This is a genomic window from Rhizobium sp. PL01 (assembly GCF_033447125.1).
GTDB lineage: Bacteria > Pseudomonadota > Alphaproteobacteria > Rhizobiales > Rhizobiaceae > Pararhizobium.
The window spans coordinates 214,662-230,615 of record NZ_JAWQUM010000007.1; the positions used below are offsets into that span (position 1 = coordinate 214,662).

General features: G+C 59.4%; 16 protein-coding genes. 11 read left to right on the top strand and 5 right to left on the bottom strand.

Features of this window, described 5'->3' with window-relative positions:
• Window positions 1–59 precede the first annotated feature (59 nt).
• The 7 genes from R6X40_RS18065 (at window position 60) to R6X40_RS18095 (ending at window position 9,820) form a co-directional block, all read left to right on the top strand.
• Entirely contained in the window at window positions 60–632 is a 573-nt protein-coding gene (locus tag R6X40_RS18065) for a MarR family winged helix-turn-helix transcriptional regulator (RefSeq protein ID WP_318415183.1), read from the top strand.
• Window positions 633–676: 44 nt separating this feature from the next.
• Window positions 677–1,921, top strand: coding sequence for a glycosyltransferase family 4 protein (locus R6X40_RS18070; protein WP_318415184.1), 1,245 nt, complete (start codon window positions 677–679; stop codon window positions 1,919–1,921).
• A gap of 196 nt (window positions 1,922–2,117) precedes the next feature.
• Entirely contained in the window at window positions 2,118–3,587 is a 1,470-nt protein-coding gene (locus R6X40_RS18075) for a DUF6212 domain-containing protein (protein WP_318415185.1), read from the top strand.
• On the top strand, window positions 3,577–6,255 hold the full coding sequence (locus R6X40_RS18080) for a glycosyltransferase (protein ID WP_318415186.1): 2,679 nt from the start codon (window positions 3,577–3,579) through the stop codon (window positions 6,253–6,255). Before R6X40_RS18075 ends, R6X40_RS18080 begins: the two co-directional genes overlap by 11 nt.
• A gap of 39 nt (window positions 6,256–6,294) precedes the next feature.
• Entirely contained in the window at window positions 6,295–7,473 is a 1,179-nt protein-coding gene (locus R6X40_RS18085; RefSeq protein ID WP_318415187.1) for a polysaccharide pyruvyl transferase family protein, read from the top strand.
• 39 nt (window positions 7,474–7,512) lie between these two features.
• Complete coding sequence (locus tag R6X40_RS18090) at window positions 7,513–8,685, top strand: polysaccharide pyruvyl transferase family protein (protein ID WP_318415188.1); 1,173 nt, start codon at window positions 7,513–7,515, stop codon at window positions 8,683–8,685.
• A 4-nt stretch (window positions 8,686–8,689) separates the two neighbouring features.
• On the top strand, window positions 8,690–9,820 hold the full coding sequence (locus R6X40_RS18095) for a glycoside hydrolase (RefSeq protein ID WP_318415189.1): 1,131 nt from the start codon (window positions 8,690–8,692) through the stop codon (window positions 9,818–9,820).
• 117 nt (window positions 9,821–9,937) lie between these two features.
• Here the strand turns inward: R6X40_RS18095 and R6X40_RS18100 are convergent, their stop codons facing one another.
• Both R6X40_RS18100 and R6X40_RS18105 read right to left on the bottom strand, forming a co-directional pair.
• Entirely contained in the window at window positions 9,938–10,696 is a 759-nt protein-coding gene (locus tag R6X40_RS18100) for a GGDEF domain-containing protein (protein ID WP_318415190.1), read from the bottom strand.
• A gap of 526 nt (window positions 10,697–11,222) precedes the next feature.
• On the bottom strand, window positions 11,223–11,918 hold the full coding sequence (locus R6X40_RS18105; protein ID WP_318415307.1) for an FAD-binding oxidoreductase: 696 nt from the start codon (window positions 11,916–11,918) through the stop codon (window positions 11,223–11,225).
• A gap of 271 nt (window positions 11,919–12,189) precedes the next feature.
• Here R6X40_RS18105 and R6X40_RS18110 point away from each other — a divergent pair, with 271 nt between their 5' ends.
• Window positions 12,190–12,702 (top strand): NAD(P)-dependent oxidoreductase, encoded by a 513-nt coding sequence (locus R6X40_RS18110; RefSeq protein ID WP_318415191.1) that lies wholly within the window; start codon window positions 12,190–12,192, stop codon window positions 12,700–12,702.
• A 46-nt stretch (window positions 12,703–12,748) separates the two neighbouring features.
• Here R6X40_RS18110 and minE read toward each other — a convergent pair whose 3' ends face one another.
• Genes minE through minC form a run of 3 tightly spaced genes read right to left on the bottom strand, consistent with a single transcriptional unit; the run spans window position 12,749 to window position 14,594 of the window.
• Window positions 12,749–13,012, bottom strand: coding sequence for a cell division topological specificity factor MinE (gene minE / locus R6X40_RS18115; RefSeq protein WP_318415192.1), 264 nt, complete (start codon window positions 13,010–13,012; stop codon window positions 12,749–12,751).
• The gene (gene minD / locus R6X40_RS18120) at window positions 13,009–13,824 is read right to left on the bottom strand and encodes a septum site-determining protein MinD (protein ID WP_318415193.1); all 816 of its coding nucleotides are present in this window, start codon (window positions 13,822–13,824) and stop codon (window positions 13,009–13,011) included. Before minD ends, minE begins: the two co-directional genes overlap by 4 nt.
• 35 nt (window positions 13,825–13,859) lie before the next feature.
• Window positions 13,860–14,594, bottom strand: coding sequence for a septum site-determining protein MinC (gene minC / locus R6X40_RS18125; RefSeq protein ID WP_318415194.1), 735 nt, complete (start codon window positions 14,592–14,594; stop codon window positions 13,860–13,862).
• 179 nt (window positions 14,595–14,773) lie between these two features.
• Here minC and R6X40_RS18130 point away from each other — a divergent pair, with 179 nt between their 5' ends.
• Genes R6X40_RS18130 through R6X40_RS18140 form a run of 3 tightly spaced genes read left to right on the top strand, consistent with a single transcriptional unit; the run spans window position 14,774 to window position 15,949 of the window.
• On the top strand, window positions 14,774–15,037 hold the full coding sequence (locus R6X40_RS18130; RefSeq protein WP_318415315.1) for a hypothetical protein: 264 nt from the start codon (window positions 14,774–14,776) through the stop codon (window positions 15,035–15,037).
• Window positions 15,030–15,374, top strand: a complete 345-nt coding sequence (locus R6X40_RS18135; RefSeq protein ID WP_318415308.1) for a metalloregulator ArsR/SmtB family transcription factor — start codon at window positions 15,030–15,032, stop codon at window positions 15,372–15,374. The genes R6X40_RS18130 and R6X40_RS18135 overlap by 8 nt, the downstream gene beginning before the upstream one ends.
• A gap of 41 nt (window positions 15,375–15,415) precedes the next feature.
• Window positions 15,416–15,949, top strand: a complete 534-nt coding sequence (locus R6X40_RS18140) for an SRPBCC family protein (RefSeq protein WP_318415195.1) — start codon at window positions 15,416–15,418, stop codon at window positions 15,947–15,949.
• Window positions 15,950–15,954 lie beyond the last annotated feature (5 nt).

Genomic DNA, 15,954 nt, shown 5'->3' on the forward strand with positions numbered 1-15,954 from the left:
AATGAGCGTATTTAAATATTACTTCAATTTTTGAAGTAATTTCCGATGCGGAGAGTAAAATGAAAGAAGACAATATGCTCAATTTGCCTGTTGAGTTGAATGGTGACCTGAGAATTCGAGAAGATCTGACGGGGCAGGCAGGTCCTGGCCGCCCTCAGGATGCTGAGTTTGGTGACCTCCAGCAGGTGACATATTTCGAGCTTGCTCGCCTCATGGAGCGTGCGAGCCGACGGTTTTCGGGCCTCATTCGCGCGGAGCTGACCAAGCTGCGCGTCGACGATATTGGGCCGGCGCAGGCGATGATTCTGCTGGCCATCGGCGATTCCGAACTTTCCGTCGCCGAGCTTCTGGATCGTGGGCACTATGTCGGGTCTAACGTTTCCTATTATCTGAAGCAGCTTGGCGATGGAGACTACATTGATCGCGTTGCCTCCCAGCGTGACAAGCGGTCCGCGCGAATCAAATTGACAGAGAAGGGACGGCGGCTCAGGGCAAATCTGCGCGACGCGGCGACGGCCTATGAGCGTGCGGTCAATCGTGGCGACCAGGAGCAGCGGATGCTCGAGACAGCCTTCCAGACGCTACACCAGCTCGAACTGGCCTGGGGCAGCTCTTCGCGGTACGGCGGCTAAGCGGTGCGGGGTGCTGTAGGCCCGGAAATGGTGGACTAGACGCGATGCACGTTGCGTTTGTCCATAGACGGGGTTTTGGTCAGTTCGCTGCCTTGGCCGCTCAGCTCGCGCAGGCGGGCAATGAGGTCACCCTCATCACCGAAACCATAGACCAGAAGATCCCATCCGTTCGCGTCGTGCGGCATCGAGCGGAACCAGGTCCGCGCGCAAATCCGCATATGGCCCGGCACATGGGGACCCCCGATCACCATGTGCGTATCGGCCATCGCGTCGCCGAAACGATCGATGCCATGGTCCGGCAAGGGTTGGTGCCCGACGTCGTCGTTGGCCATATCGGTTGGGGAAGCATGATGTTCTTGAAGGACGTGCTGCCGCGGGTGCCCGCATTGGGATATTGCGAGTTCTTCTACCGGTCGCAAGGGGCTGATGTCGGCTTCTTACCCGACGATCAGCCCGATCTGGAGACGCGCAAGAGGCTGAGGCTGCGCAACATCGCGCAGCTCCTGTCTCTTGAGGCTCTTGAGGCCGGCATTAGCCCCACCCATTGGCAGAGAAGTCTCTACCCTGCAGACGCGCAGGAGCGCATCTCGGTGTGTCACGAAGGGATCGATACGGTGCGGTTTCGGCCCAACCCGGCAGCTTCGGTCGCGCTTGCGGACGGACGTGTTCTTCGTGCCGGTGGCCCGCCCATTGTCACCTTTGCCGCACGCGATCTTGAGCCGTATCGCGGATTTCCCCAGGTCTTGGAGGCTGCTGCCAAGGTTGTGCGCCAGCGACCCGATGCGTTGTTCGTTTTCGTCGGCGCAGATGGCGTCAGTTACGGTGTGCCGCCGCCCGGTGGTGGCGCGTGGAAGGATCATCTTCTCACATCGCTGGATATACCGCCGGACAATATCCTGTTTCCCGGCGCGGTGCCGCATTCGGTTTTGCGGCAGATTTTCCAGATTTCCGCCGCGCACCTTTACCTGACCTATCCGTTTGTCTTGTCCTGGTCGATGTTGGAGGCGATGGCATGCGGAGCCCTGATCATCGGATCGGATACCGCGCCTGTCCGGGAGGTTATACGCTCCGGCCGCAACGGCCTGTTGGTGCCGTTCTTCGACACGGACGCGCTTGCAGAGGCCGTTCTCGGCGCCCTGAACAATCCGGAAGGCCATTTGGCAATGCGCGCTGCGGCGCGCCGGACGGTCGAGAGGCGCTTCCGCCTGACGGATTGCCTTGAATATCAGCAAGGGCTGCTTGAAAAACTGGCTGGAAGACCGCTTCTCCGTAACAGTTCTATAAGTTGATGCATATTACTTCGTAATTTGAAGTATATGTGGACTATATTTATTTGAAATTATTAAAATTCCCCATTGTGCACCGCAATGTTAGTTGCTAGCCTTATCGTTGAGCGCGCCGAATGCTTAGATTAATCATTTGTTTAACCGGCGTATTTGTTTTTGTTTCGACATAATTCTTCAGGGGTCTTGCGTGCAAGGATTGATGTCTTCCGCCATTGGGAAACGACTGGTGACCAGAAAGCTGATCGCGGCATCGGACCGGGATCGATCCTGCTTCGAGGGAAGCGAAATCGAGCATCTGGTCCTGTACCCCGAGGTGATTGGTCATTCTGTTGCGACATTGCAGAATGCCTTTCCGTTGATCGCGGTCGCCTTTTCAGACGAAGGTGAAGCGGATCTTCAAGAGCGCCTGGCGGCTCTTGGGGCCCTGGGGACGGTTCCCCCGATTGCCGTTCAGCGCCTTGATCCCGCCAACACGTCGGACAGTTTCCCACTTCTTCGGTCATTGACCGAGGGCGGCGTCGGCCGGATCGCACGGTACAGTGCTTCCATTACCTCGGAGCTTGCCCTTTTGCGGCGCGAACGCGAGACGCTGCTGGAAAACTACCGGGCGCTCGAAGATGCGTTCCAGGCGAAAAGCTGGGAGCCGGTTTCCGAGATTTTTTCCCACGATCCTTATTCCGATCCCAAGGACGAGGGGATCGGACAGCTGCTTGCTACCGCTTTTGTCGAGCAACTGCTGCCGGTCTCCAGTCTTGGCGTGGCAGGCTTTGCGCTTCACCTGCACGCGGTGCCCAGGATCAGCGGCGAGCTTGTCGTCGCATTAAGCTACCTCGAGAGCGGCGAAGGGGTAGCCGAGTGGATCGTGCCCCATGCGCAACTCGTCGCGAACTGGAATTTCTTCTCGCTGCCACGGGCTTGTGGCGGCGGCGCGCGCACGCTTAGGCTGCGAATTTCCTCGGCAGGCCCAGAGACTGTCGGCCTTTCGCTCGGCTATCCGATCGCCGGCGCGCGCTATTCGGCGCGCTCGGAGCTTCCGCATCCGGATCTCGATCTGCGCCCGTTGGCATTCAAGGTGTTTACGGGGTTGCCGGGCGTGAAGCCCGCCATAACGCCCAACATGATCGCGCCGACCGGCCTGCTCGAAGGCCAGTACACTGTCGACTACCGCCTGCCAGTCGACGTGTTGAGCCAGATCGTGGACGTTTCGGTCACACCAATGGTTCCGGAATTCCAGACCGTGCGCTTTCTTGAGCACGAGCATGCCATCGCCTGTCACCCGTTGCAGAGCGGTATAACGGCAGGCGCGGTCAGTCGTGCTATTGAGCCCGGAACGATATCGTTTTCGGCGAATGCCGTTATCGATCATCCAGAGGGTCGGCCCGCGGCAGTCGCCTTTTTGCTTGCGCCCGCGAATTCGAATGCGCGCTCGGAAGTGGCCGAGCTTGCGCGAAAGGGGACTGCCAAACCATCGGCATTCTTCAGCGGATGGCGCGAAGTCACCTCCAGTCAGGTCGTCAACATCAATATCCAGATGGACGAGCCGGTGCGCGGCCCGATGGATCTGATCATCCTCAGCCGTGCAGTCACGGATTCAGTCGATTTTTCCTGGCTCAAGGTGTCCGGCTTCAGGCTGGTCAAACAATCGACGGAGGCCATTGATGTCCGCTAACAGGGAATCCATGGACCTGATCGCCGTGGCGATGCCGCTTTACGGTCACGCGGCACTCGCCCTGGAGGCGATCGAGTCGGTGCTTGCATCAAACCTGAGCACCTGCAGGCTCATCATCGTCGTATCGGTCGACGGCGATCCACGGCATGAGACATTCGATCAACTGTTGCTCTATGCAGCGGCCCATCCGTTTATCCATGTCCTGTTCGGTCAAAACGCCGGCCCGGGCGGCGCGCGCAATCGCGCCATCGATTTCGTTGTCGAACACTTCGCCGAGGCGAAGGCCGTTTATTTCCTCGACGCCGACAATCGCATTCTTCCCGGTACCATCGAGACGCTTTACCGGCAGCTCGTCTCCAGCGGTTGCGGCTGGGTCTATACGAACATCGACACCTTTTCGGTCAGTTGGCGCGCCCATTACGGCAACCAGTATTCGCGACTGGTCCACTGCATCACGGACAATATCTGCGATACGGGATCAATGATCTCGATCGACGTTTTTCACGATGGCGTCCGCTTCAACGATGACAGGCAGAACGGTTTCGAGGATTGGGAGTTCTGGCTGTCCTGCATAGAGCACGGTTTCGTCGGCACGCCTTGCCACGATACCGTCTTCGAATACAGATTGCGGGCCGAGAGCCGCTTCAAGGAAGCCAACCGCGACCGTGCCACGTCGGTAAGTTTCCTGCGCAAGCGCCACATGCCGTTGTTCCAACGCCCGATGCTGGTGGATTTCGAGCACGAGGACTGCCCGCGCTACCTGTTTGCGCGAACGGAAGATACGGCGATCTCGTTTTTTACCGATCCCACCAAGCAACCGGCGATGCTTCGCCTCGACGACATTATCCCGGCATTCTGGGGTAATATCGGCGAGCCCGACAATGAACATTTCCCGCCTTTCATGGTTGCCGGAAGTGGCGCGGCACTCGACCTTCTGCGGCGTTCACGCATGCTGCCGAACGTGCTTGCCCATCTCGAGCGCATGAGCGAGACCAGCAACGTCGTCTTCGTCCAGCTTGCCAACGATGCCGCCCAGCGGAAGATCGAGCCGATCGTTCATGGACCGGGTGCTCAAAAAATCGGCCCCGCCGATCTCGTTTTCCTGTCGACCCGGCTCGTCCAGGAGGTGGTCCAGAACAATGCCGTGGACTGGTTCGCCTCGATCGCAAGCCAGCAGGTGTGGCCGACATCGGCCGTTCTGAAAGTGCGCTTTCCTTTTCCAAGAAGCCTGCCGCGCCGCGCGCTGAGCACGCCCCAGCAGGTGATGATCAATTGCCTCAACGCGATTGCCACCAGCCCGCTTCGCGAGACGGCGGGCAGGCGGTGGACCTGGCGTCCCGCACGGCTCGTGCCCTACACGGAGCTGCACAAGGCGCTGCGCAAGGACGTCGGCGGATCGCCGGTCCTGCCGCTCGGGCATAACGATGGCAAACGGACGGTGGCACTGCTGGTGCCGAACGCATCGTTCGGCGGTGCCGAAAAAGTGGTTTACGCGGCTGCCCGGGAATTGAAGGCAGCGGGTTACGAGACCCATCTCTTCGTGCTCGGCACCTCCCGGATGGACGTGATCGATGAATTCGATTCCTGCTTCGACTACATTCACTTCTGGGAGGCGGGAATTCCGGCCTGGGGAGGATCGGGTTCTTTCCTCGGACAGGATTTTATCGCCGAGGGGCATTCGGTCGATTGGGAGGCGTTGAAGGGACAGCTTTCCGGCTTCGATCTCGTCATCAACAACCACGTGATGGCCGTGCATCCGCTCATCGCGCGACTGCGCTCCGAAGGGACGCGCACGGCCTGCTATCTTCACGTCGTGGACAATACGATCTTCAAGCGGCCGGCAGGCCAGCCGTTCGCAGCGATCGCCCACGAGCACTGCTACGATGCCTTCCTGACCTGCTCCGAGCAACTCAAGATCTATCTGCACAGCTACGGCGTCCCGCACGAAAAAGTCTTTGCCGTTCCCAACGGTGCAAGTTTCTCGGTACCGCCCAAGGCCCTGGCGGAGGTTCTCGCCGTCCGGCGGATCGAACGCAAGGATGACCGGTTGCGGCTTCTTTACATGGGCCGGCTCGATCAGCAGAAAGGGATCGACCGGCTGGCGGCAGCGCTCGCCATACTGCGGGCCTCCAATGTCGATTTTGACGCCCGGGCCATCGGAGGAGAAATCCTCGCCGATTCCAAGGGGTCCTGGAGCGAACGGCTGAAGGACCTGGGCGTCGACGTGCGCCCCCCCGTCTTTGCAAGCAAGGACCTGATCAAGGCGCTTGGCTGGGCAGACGTTCTTGTCATGCCCTCGCGGTGGGAAGGCGCGCCGCTGATGATTGCCGAGGCGCAGCAGCTCGGCTGCGTGCCCATCGCCACTGCGGTCGGGGCCGTGGATGAGCTTATTTCCGACGGCGAGGACGGCATCCTCATCCATGCGGCTTCCGATCCTCAGGTGGTGAGGGAGATGGCGCGCATCATCGAAGAGGTTGCGCGCAATCGCGAGATGCTCGCCCCGCTCATGGAGGGCTGCATCAGGACCGCTGCACACCGCTCATGGGCTGCGTCGTTCTCGGATTTCATCTCGTGGAGCGATCGGTCCGTGAAAAATTCGTCCCTGTCCCGCGCCGCGGTCTTTCGCGAGCAAGCGGTGGCAAATCCCGTGGTTGCGGCAATTGGCTGATTGCCGGGCCGCTCCTTTGAAACAGAAAGGTCTAGTCGAATGCGTCCGCGAATTCTCGTGACGGGTATCCCTGGTCACTACACACGTCTTGTCAATGGCGCCCAAGGCTTGTCCGTCTCCTATGCCGAGCGGCAGACGCAGCCGGAAACGAAAGACGAGTTTCTGCTGGAGATGCGCAACATCAGCAATACCGGGAACTACCTCATCGGCGAGGGTGCCCTGCGTGCGCTCGCGCCGCATGCAAAGCAGGTTCCCTTCTGGCACCTCTACAATTTAAGCAAGAGCGGCAGCGGGTTCGACGAATTCAACGCCAACTTCGACATCTGCGTCTTCACGTGCGCAAACCTCTTGCGCAAGGGGCTGTCCGCCGACGCCGAGGCGGATGTGCTGAGCCGGCTCAACATGCCGATCGTCATGCTGGGCATCGGCCTGCAGAACCGCAAGGACCTTGAAAACAATCTTCCCGAGGGAACGAAGCGGCTTTTGGCCGTCTTGAAGGAGCGTGAACACTATTTCCTCACACGCGGCTACGAGTCGGCCGGCTTCCTGAAGGACCAGGGCTTCTCCTTCGTGCGCCCGACCGGTTGCCCCTCCGTCTATTTCATGCCGGACAACATGCGCCGGTCGATGAAGAAGCTGCCGAACGTAGAGATCGGCAAGGCGCGGACCATATTTTCAGGCTATCTTGGCGGAAATCAGGATGCGATCCTCGATGCGAATGCACTGGCGCCGCGCGATACAGTGCCGCAATACGTGGTACAGGACGAGTTCCTCCACTTCGACATGAAGGTGGAGCCCAACGATGAGGGACGGGTCTATGATTCCTCATCGGGCCTGATGATCGGCGATGTCGCCTATCCCGGCACGGAGCGCGAAAAGCAGCGGTTCGAGGTGCGTACCTTCTTCGACAACAATCAGTGGCGCGCCTGGGCCTCGTCGATGGACTTCAATTTTGGCCGTCGTTTCCATGGCTCGATCATTGCCATGCAGGCAGCCGTGCCAAGCCTGATGGTGGCAGTGGACGACCGCATGCGCGAGATGCTGGGCTTCACCGGCCTGCCGGCCGTCGATATCACGGATGTCGATAAAGCCGAGAACCGCGCCGAGTTCGTGGCCGATCATCTGGCCAAGCTCAACACCACCGAACTTGTCGACCGGTATTCCGACCGTGAGCGCGCCTTCCGCACCACGCTTCGTGAAATCGGCATCGGTCTCTAGCGGCCGAACGGCCACCACTCTTCGGTTCAAAGGACAGTTATGCGTATCTTGCTCACAGGAATTCCATCCTACTTGCAGCGGACGATTGCGGACGTCTCCGGCACGACCGTTATCCATCGGCCGTATTTCGACGAAATCAGGACGAAAAAGGATCTGCTTTCGCAGGTCAGGAAGATTGCCAACACCGGTAACTATCTCATCGGCGAAGGAGCGGCTGCGAGCCTGCGCGGCCACGACGTCACCTATCTGCCGTTCTGGCATCTCGCCAACAATCGGGACTCGAACGCGCTCTACGAGCAAGTGAACCGCGAATTCGATCTATGCGTCTTTGCCGCCGCAAATCTGCTGCGTCCGGGCTATTCCGCCGATCTCGAAGCGGAAATCTTCGCGAAGCTGAACATGCCGGTTGTGGTGATGGGCATCGGCATCCAGCGGAAGGAAGGCCTCAAGGAGCACCTGCCGGCCGGCACGCTCAAGTTCCTGGAAGTGCTGCGCAGCAAGGAGAGTTTCTTCCTCACACGCGGCTATTTCACCGCCGAATTCCTCAGGGAACAGGGGATGAAGTTCGTCAAGCCGACGGGTTGCCCGTCGCTCTACTTCTCGCCGGACGACATGAAGCGCTCGCTTTCGGCGCTTGCCAATCCGGGACTTGCGGAAGCCCAGAAGATCGCCTTCGGCGGCTATCTCGGCAGCGTTGCCGATACAATCGTCGATGCCCATGCGCTGCTCAAGCCCGACAGCGTCGCAAGCTATGTCCTTCAGGACGAGGTGGTGGCCTACAACCTCTCTTTGACCGGAGACGACAATCAGGTCGTCTATGACCGGTCGAGCGCGCGCATTACGGGCGGGACGGACTACAAGCATTCGGAGAAATGGCAGCGCAAACACGAACTTCTGGTCTATTTCGATACCAATCAGTGGCGCGGAGCGATGTCCGGGCGCGATCTGTGTTTCGGCCGCCGCTTCCATGGCTGCATCATCGGCATGCAGGCCGGGACGCCTGCGCTCATGATCGCAGTCGACGACCGCATGCGGGAGATGCTGGAATTCGTTGGCTTCCCCTATATCGAGGCGTCCACCTGGAACAGGGAGGCGGACAAGCGCACCTATCTCGCCAACTTCCTCGGTAAGATCGACACGCAGGCCGTGATTGACCGCTATTGCGCCTGCGAGGCGAATTTCCGCAGCGCGTTGGGTCAGATCGGACTTTGAGCGGATGACGGCGGTGGCGCAGACACATGCGCCGCTTGCTTGCGTGCTGGCGGTGTTTTGGGCCTTTGTCCAAGCGCTGCCGGCGGGCGCCGACGATGTGCTCCCCGATCGCATCGGTATCAACCGGGTCAACCTGGCCTGGCTTTCGCGCGCCGATCAGGAGCGCGTCCTGACGGAAATCGCGGCAAGTGGCATCACCCATGTCCGGCTTTCGCTGTCGAGGCCGGTGGACAAAAGCATCGATGCGCTCGATATGGCGGACCGGCTGGGGCTAAAGATCCTTCTCGAAATTCAGCTCGGCAACAAGGATTATTACCCAGCGGATGCGCGTCCCCGCTCCGGTTTCGGCCGCATCTGGGATGTTCAGCGGCTTTCGGATCTTGACCTTGATCTTTACCGCGCGCAGCTGCGCTCGGCGCTTGCCCGTATTGATGGCATGGGGATCCGTATCGACGCCGTCGAGCCCGGAAACGAAATCAACTACAGCGCCTACAATGGCGACCTCGCCGTCTACGAAAAACCCGGGCGGCGGACACCGCGCACCGTTTCAGATGTTGCAAATCGCGCGGCCTTTGGGCACGGGCTCGACGCATATGTCGGCGCTGTTCGTATTACCCGGGAGGAATTGCAAGCGACGGCCCATAGCCGCGACGCGCTTTTGATCTCGGCAGGTCTCTCCGATGTCAGCACTGGCGAAGCCGACCACCGTGGCATGGAGCGGCTCGACCCTGGCGCGTTCCTTTCACTCTTGCGGCAGCGGGGGATGGATGCGCTGGTTGATGGCTACGGTATCCACGTCTACCCGGGGCGCAAGGATGAGGCCGCACTTGCGCGCTATGTGACAACGCTTCTCGACTTCTGCCAGCCTGAAGGAGAGGGCAAGCCATGCTGGGTTACCGAATGGGGCATTGCCAACACCGCAGTTTCCTGCCCGGTCGATGATCGCGAACGAGAAGTGGCGATCCGTGCCGTGCGCCGCACCTTCGCGGAGTTTGCGGATGCGGGAAGACTGAAAGCGGCCTTCTATTATGACTGGGACACGCAGCCGGTCTATAGCGTCTGGCGTTGCGGCGCCTTGAGCCCCGCCGGCGCCGCGGCCACCGATGCGAAGACCGTTGGTGGAGAAGCGAGATGATGGGGGTGGATATTCGTGTCCCCGTATCGAAGACCTGCGCGGCCGCAAAGCGCAAAGCGGTGACGGAAACAGGCGACGCCTGCCGTGGCCAGCTCTGGAGATCCAGAAAGCTCTTGCTTAGGAAAACAGCTCCCGGAACAGCAGGGGGCCAACGTCTTCCTGCGCGAGGGCTGCGCGGTTGGCAGCCCCGCGCAGTGCCTGAAAGTCGTCCTGGTCTCCGATCCTCGTGCCGCCAAGCCGCACCGTCACCAATATCTGGCGCTCTTGCCCAGCTGTGAATGTGGTTTCCTGTACCCGCTGGTGAATGCGCTTGCAGATGCTGCTGGCAATGTCCGGTGTTGTGCCTGGCAGATAGATACCGAGTTCGTCGGAGGCAAGACGGGCAACGAGATCACCGTAGCGCACCGAAGAATGTACAATTTGAACGAGTGATTGAAGCAGCGTATCTGACCATTGCGGACCATAGCGGCGGCCGATCTCGTCGAAATTCGCAACCCTGAGAACGAGCATGACGCCATCCGGGTTTTCCGCCGTGTTCTTGCACCTGCGGTCTATCGCCTGCTCGACCGAGTTCGCGAACGTGTTGGCGCGCAGTGTACCCGTGACCGGATCGTGATGGAGCGCGTGCTGAAGTTCTCTTTGGGTGTCACGAAGCGCTTCGTTGCGCAGGCCGAGGGCCAATTGAAACCGAAATGTAACCACCGCTGATACCAATGCCACTGCGGTTAATTCGAACCAAAACGCGCGTTCGGGAACCAGCAAGCTCAGCACCCAAACGATCGCTGCCGCTCCGGTCGCAGCGGCAAGGGCGCGAAGCGTTGCAATCTTGATATGCGGAACGATTACCGCTTGGTGCGCATGAACTTGCAGAGTCATCGGGATACAAGAGCTTTTTCAGTGGTCGCTATCTTTTGAGGGCCCCGGTGGAAATATCAGGTAAATAAATCGGGTGGCATTTTAGCGATGGCCACGAAGATTTTGATCGTCTCGTCAGCCAGATGGCGTGATATCAGGCTCACACCAATGCACTCGTGATAGGAGCTACCTGCACCTTTCGCGTTAACACTGGGTGAATTTGCTTCTGCCAAATCAAACCGGGGAGGCCGTAGGCTCATTTCCCGTCGGGTGAAAAAGTTACAGGTCACCGCGTAGCCAGGGCCTGGGAACCAACACTTGTGCAAGTCGCTGCGCCCCGACTAAATGCAGCGCTGGATACGTCATCAGCGCCAGCGTCCAAGCCGAAAGGGTAGCCTGGCGCAAGCGCAAAGGTGTGGTGGAAGCCAAGCCTGCAGAGGTTTTCAATCGAGACGCTGAAACAGTCTAGGCACGGAAGCGGTGTGAATTTGTACGCCGCAGGTTCCAATCGGCTGAAGGCGATGCTCGTTGCAATCAGACGGCCTTTCTACTTCAAAAGTCGATTCGGGGCGAAATAGTCCGCATCAAGCCCCAAATCCGTTAGGTCCTTTGGTGGATGCCCGTCGAGGAACACGCTGGCGGCCCAGGCGGAGAGGGCAGGCGAGGTGAGGATGCCGCTGCCTCCCTGGCCCGCCAGCCAGAAAAAAGCGGGATCGCGAGTATCGAAGCCCACGACCTGACGTTTATCAGGTGCAAAGCTGCGCAGCCCAGCCCATTTGTGGGCGACGGTGCGGACCGGAAGGATCGTCGATTGTTCGAGGAAGTGCGCAGTGTATGCGACATCGAGATCTTCCGGTTGGGCGTTACAGGGATCACTCGGCGTGGCGTCGGCAGGGGATACCATCAAGCGACCGGATTCCGGTTTGAAATAGTAGTCCTCCGCCACCTCTGCAACACCCGGTGTGGCGGGAAGATTGTACTCTGCCGGGACATCAACAGTAATCGCGGTACGGCGATGCGGGATAATGCCGAGCGGTGCCAAACCGGCCATCTGAGCCAGGCCGCCGGCCCAAGCGCCTGCGGTATTGACGATGACATGAGCATGGATTTCGCCGTTAGGAGTCGTCAAGCGGAAGCGGCTACCTGCGACGTTATGCTCAATCTCCTGCGGCGCCCTAGGACCAAAACCGCTGCGTGAATTTCCGAATAGTCGCGTTTCCGCCGCTATGCGCGGCGGTCCGATAAGCTCATCGCGTGGTGTACGTTAAGCGTGCTGGCGAAGTCTCTATTGCGGGGTCCGCTCAGCCCGTCCAACCGTTGCTGCGACGTTTAGCGGGGTCGCTTCCTATCTCGCTGAACGTTCAAGCGTGTCGAGAGCAGTGCGGCATCTGCATGGCTGCATTGCACAAAAAATGTTTTCCAAATGGTCAAAAATCGAGCATACTGCCTGCAGCTGATGCATATGGCGGCTTCCTCCCAGTTCCGCCGCAGCAGCTGTTCCCCTCTGGAGGTCAATGATCTCCACACTTTATGGGCCGCGGTTTTACCGTCGGCCCTTTTTTCTTGCTCAAATCAGAGCCTGTGTCTGCAGGGGGGAGTTAGACGGCTTGCTGGCGGTTGCCGACATCGTCAGCCTGCATTGCCCACTCACCAACGAAACCCGCAATCTGATCGATGCTGAAACGCTGTCGCAGATGAAGCCGGATGCTCTGCTGATCAATACTGCTCGCGGCGGCATCATCGATGAGGCCGCACTTTTCGAGGCGCTCCGGAAAAAGCGGATCGGCGGAGCGGCGCTGGACAGTTTCAGTGTCGAACCACCTCCATCCGAAAGCCCGCTTTGGTCGCTCGACAACCTGATCGTCACGCCACGTGTGGCCGGCGTTACCAAAGGTTCGGCCATCCAGATGGCGGAAACCGCTGCCAGACACATTATTTCCGTTCTCAACGGCAACCTGTCCGGTGACGGCGCGACTCAACGCTATCCATTTTCAGCAAAATGCGTCAAAAATTCAGATCCGTTCTGACCACGAAAATGCCCCCTAGAGCTCGTTTTGGCGAAAGTGGCGGCCGTCAGGCCGCCTTTCTCGATGCATCAAACGGAATTTCGACGTCGACGACCAGGGTTGAGACCTGGATACCGCGCTCCAGCTTTACGCTGACCTTGTCGCTATCGACCTGCATGTGCTTGGAGATCGCACGGAGGATTTCGTCGCGCAACTTGGTGACGAGGTCGGAATCGCCGGTCGAGGCGCGGTCATGCGCCAAAAGCACTTGAAGCCGCTCCCGCGCCGCCGGCGCGGATTGCGATTTGGAAAACAAACGGAAAAGATTCATGCCGCTTTCCTTCCGAAGATCTTGCCGAAGAAACCGCGCTTTTCGCCCGGAATGGTGACGGGCAGAACTTCGCCCTTGAGCCTCCGGGCGGCCTCGAAATAGGCCATTGCAGGCGCGCTGCGGCTGTCTGCGAGTGTGACGGGAGCGCCGACATTCGAGGCACGCAGGACATCCGTGCTTTCCGGAATGATGCCGAGAAGAGGGATGGAGAGAATTTCCAGGACGTCGTCGACTTTCAGCATGTCCCCGCGCTCCGCGCGGGCTGAATCATAACGTGTCAGAAGCAGGTGCTTCTCCATCAACTCGCCATTCTCGGCTTTCAGCGTCTTGGAATCAAGCAGACCAATGATGCGGTCGGAATCGCGCACCGAAGAGACCTCCGGATTGGTTACGACAATGGCGACGTCGGCATGACGCATGGCAAGTGTCGCCCCACGTTCGATACCGGCTGGGCTGTCACAGATCACCCAATCAAAGGCACTCTTGAGCGAAGCAATAACCTTTTCAACGCCTTCCGGGGTGAGGTTCTCTTTATCACGGGTCTGCGAAGCGGGGAGGAGGTAGAGCGTCTCTACGCGCTTGTCGCGGATGAGTGCCTGCGTCAATTTGGCTTCACCCTGAATAACATTGACGAGATCGTAGACCACTCGCCTTTCAGCCCCCATGACGAGGTCGAGATTGCGCAGGCCGACGTCAAAATCAACAACGACGACTTTATCGCCCGTCTGTGCGAGTGCAGCGCCCAACGCTGCGGTCGATGTCGTCTTGCCGACGCCGCCCTTGCCAGACGTAACCACGATTACCTTGCCCATATACCTCTCCTGTTTAATAGGAATACGTCTTTGAATTAGCTGAGCGCTTCAGCTTTGATGGTTTCGCCTTCGAGCCAGATCTGGACTGCTTTTCCACGCAACCCCGGCGCCATGTCTTCGGCAGTCAGATAGAAACCATCGATGGCGATCAACTCTGCCTCAAGCTTGCGGCAAAAGATGCGTGCCGAGGAATTGCCCATTGTGCCCGCCATCGCCCGCCCCCGCAGCGCGCCATAAACGTGGATCGATCCACCGGCGACCACTTCGGCGCCGGATGCAACCGAACCGACAATGGTGACGTCTCCCTCAGGATAGAGAAGGGACTGCCCGGAACGCACAGGCTGACTGACGACGATCGACGGCATTGACTTTGCCGGGGTCGGGACGCAGGCGACAATGCTCTCGGCAGGCGTCGCCTTTTCGGCCTGCTCGGCGGCCGGGATTTCGACGTCGGAAGCCGGGCGTCCATCCGTCATCCCGGGTGGCAGGTCCGGCCCGAGCAAGGAAGAGCGAGCGCCTTCGATCCCCATAATTCTCACGTTACGCACGGCCAGCTTACCGACGAGATCGCGCAGTTGTTCCCGAGTGATCTCGAGCGCCTGCACGTCGAGCACAATCGGCCGCCGCAGGAAAAAACCAGCGGACCGGGCAGCAAGATGATCGAGCTGGACAAGCCAGTCGTCGAGCGGCAGTTCAGGTGTCAATGCGAGCGCAAGGAAGGATCGTCCCTTGAGGCGGATCGGTCGGGGTTCGGTTAACACATCATTCAACTTGGTAAATTTTCTGTTGATGCGGTGTAGCGAGGAAATGGTTAATGAAACGTTAACGGCGTGTTGTGGATCATCGTATTCAACGCGCACTTGGGGCGTGATTGGGATCATTAAGGTGCTGAAAATTTATCGCCTTCGCACCACGGCAAGGCGCTAGGTCAGCGATCAGGCACCTGAAGATGGACAGCCTCAAAGCGGGGACAACGTCGTCCACATTCGGTCCTTCGACATCGCATCCGGCCATCACGGCGAAATGCGGAGCGCTGTTCAGCAAAAAATGGAATCAGATCGCACCGCCGCAGGCTTTGCATGCGGAGGGGAAACAATTGGTCCGCGTCTTCTCCCTGCACATTTTTCCAGCGCACGGTCTCCAATTTGCGAGATCGCTCAACCGTATGGTTGACTATTCAAAGCCAAGCGCTTATATTCAACCACATGATTGAACAACAAGCATTGCAAATGAATTCCGTCTTTCATGCCTTGGGAGACGCCACCCGCCGCCAGATGCTGCGTGATCTGGCGCGGGGGGAGCGGACGGTGAGTGAACTGGCGGCCCCATTTCCGATTTCGCTGGCGGCGGCGTCGAAGCATATCAAGGTTCTGGAGGGCGCCGGCATGATCCGCCGCGAGGTGCGCGGGCGCACCCATCATTGCCGTCTTGAGCCCAGACCGCTTGCCAGCGCCCATGAGTGGCTGGGCTTTTACCAAAGCTTCTGGACCGATCGCCTGGATGCTCTCGACCGGCTCCTGCGCGCAGAAGACGAAAACCCCAAACCCTGATCACAGCGGCGCCCGCTGTTTGCAGCATAAGGAGACGTCCGATGAACGAGCTTGCCCCCATCGGGTCCTATGGCGTCCTGATCGAGCCTGCCACCCTGAAGATGGAGCGGCTGCTGCCCGGTCCGATCGAGCGGGTCTGGGCTTACCTGACCGAAAGCGATTTGCGCAGCCAGTGGATGGCAGCCGGCGATATGCCGATGAAGATCGATGCACCCTTCGAGTTGATCTGGCGCAACGACACGCTGTCCAATCCGCCCGGCAAGCGGCCGGAGGGCTTTGTCGCGGTTCAGCGTATGCAGAGCCGCATCACCGAGCTAGACGCGCCCCGCAGGCTTGCCATTACATGGGACGGCAGCGGCAGCGTTACCTTCGATCTGGAGCCGAGGGGCAAGGACGTGCTCCTGACCGTCATCCACCGCCGCGTGCCCGACCGCGCAGCCGTTCTGATGTTCGGCGCCGGTTGGCACATGCACCTCGACATTCTTGCCGCCGGGCTGAATGGCCAGGCCACACAGCCGTTCTGGGACGGGTGGACCCGCCTCAGAACAGAATATCACCGGCTCATGCCGGCCTGATGCAA

Excerpts from the sequence above, each read along its gene's own strand:
- R6X40_RS18065 (WP_318415183.1), top strand. The coding sequence starts at position 60 with ATGAAAGAAGACAATATGCTCAATTTGCCTGTTGAGTTGAATGGTGAC.
- R6X40_RS18070 (WP_318415184.1), top strand. The coding sequence starts at position 677 with ATGCACGTTGCGTTTGTCCATAGACGGGGTTTTGGTCAGTTCGCTGCC.
- R6X40_RS18075 (WP_318415185.1), top strand. The coding sequence starts at position 2,118 with ATGTCTTCCGCCATTGGGAAACGACTGGTGACCAGAAAGCTGATCGCG.
- R6X40_RS18080 (WP_318415186.1), top strand. The coding sequence starts at position 3,577 with ATGTCCGCTAACAGGGAATCCATGGACCTGATCGCCGTGGCGATGCCG.
- R6X40_RS18085 (WP_318415187.1), top strand. The coding sequence starts at position 6,295 with ATGCGTCCGCGAATTCTCGTGACGGGTATCCCTGGTCACTACACACGT.
- R6X40_RS18090 (WP_318415188.1), top strand. The coding sequence starts at position 7,513 with ATGCGTATCTTGCTCACAGGAATTCCATCCTACTTGCAGCGGACGATT.
- R6X40_RS18095 (WP_318415189.1), top strand. The coding sequence starts at position 8,690 with ATGACGGCGGTGGCGCAGACACATGCGCCGCTTGCTTGCGTGCTGGCG.
- R6X40_RS18100 (WP_318415190.1), bottom strand. The coding sequence starts at position 10,696 with ATGACTCTGCAAGTTCATGCGCACCAAGCGGTAATCGTTCCGCATATC.
- R6X40_RS18110 (WP_318415191.1), top strand. The coding sequence starts at position 12,190 with ATGATCTCCACACTTTATGGGCCGCGGTTTTACCGTCGGCCCTTTTTT.
- minE (WP_318415192.1), bottom strand. The coding sequence starts at position 13,012 with ATGAATCTTTTCCGTTTGTTTTCCAAATCGCAATCCGCGCCGGCGGCG.
- minD (WP_318415193.1), bottom strand. The coding sequence starts at position 13,824 with ATGGGCAAGGTAATCGTGGTTACGTCTGGCAAGGGCGGCGTCGGCAAG.
- R6X40_RS18130 (WP_318415315.1), top strand. The coding sequence starts at position 14,774 with ATGGACAGCCTCAAAGCGGGGACAACGTCGTCCACATTCGGTCCTTCG.
- R6X40_RS18135 (WP_318415308.1), top strand. The coding sequence starts at position 15,030 with ATGATTGAACAACAAGCATTGCAAATGAATTCCGTCTTTCATGCCTTG.
- R6X40_RS18140 (WP_318415195.1), top strand. The coding sequence starts at position 15,416 with ATGAACGAGCTTGCCCCCATCGGGTCCTATGGCGTCCTGATCGAGCCT.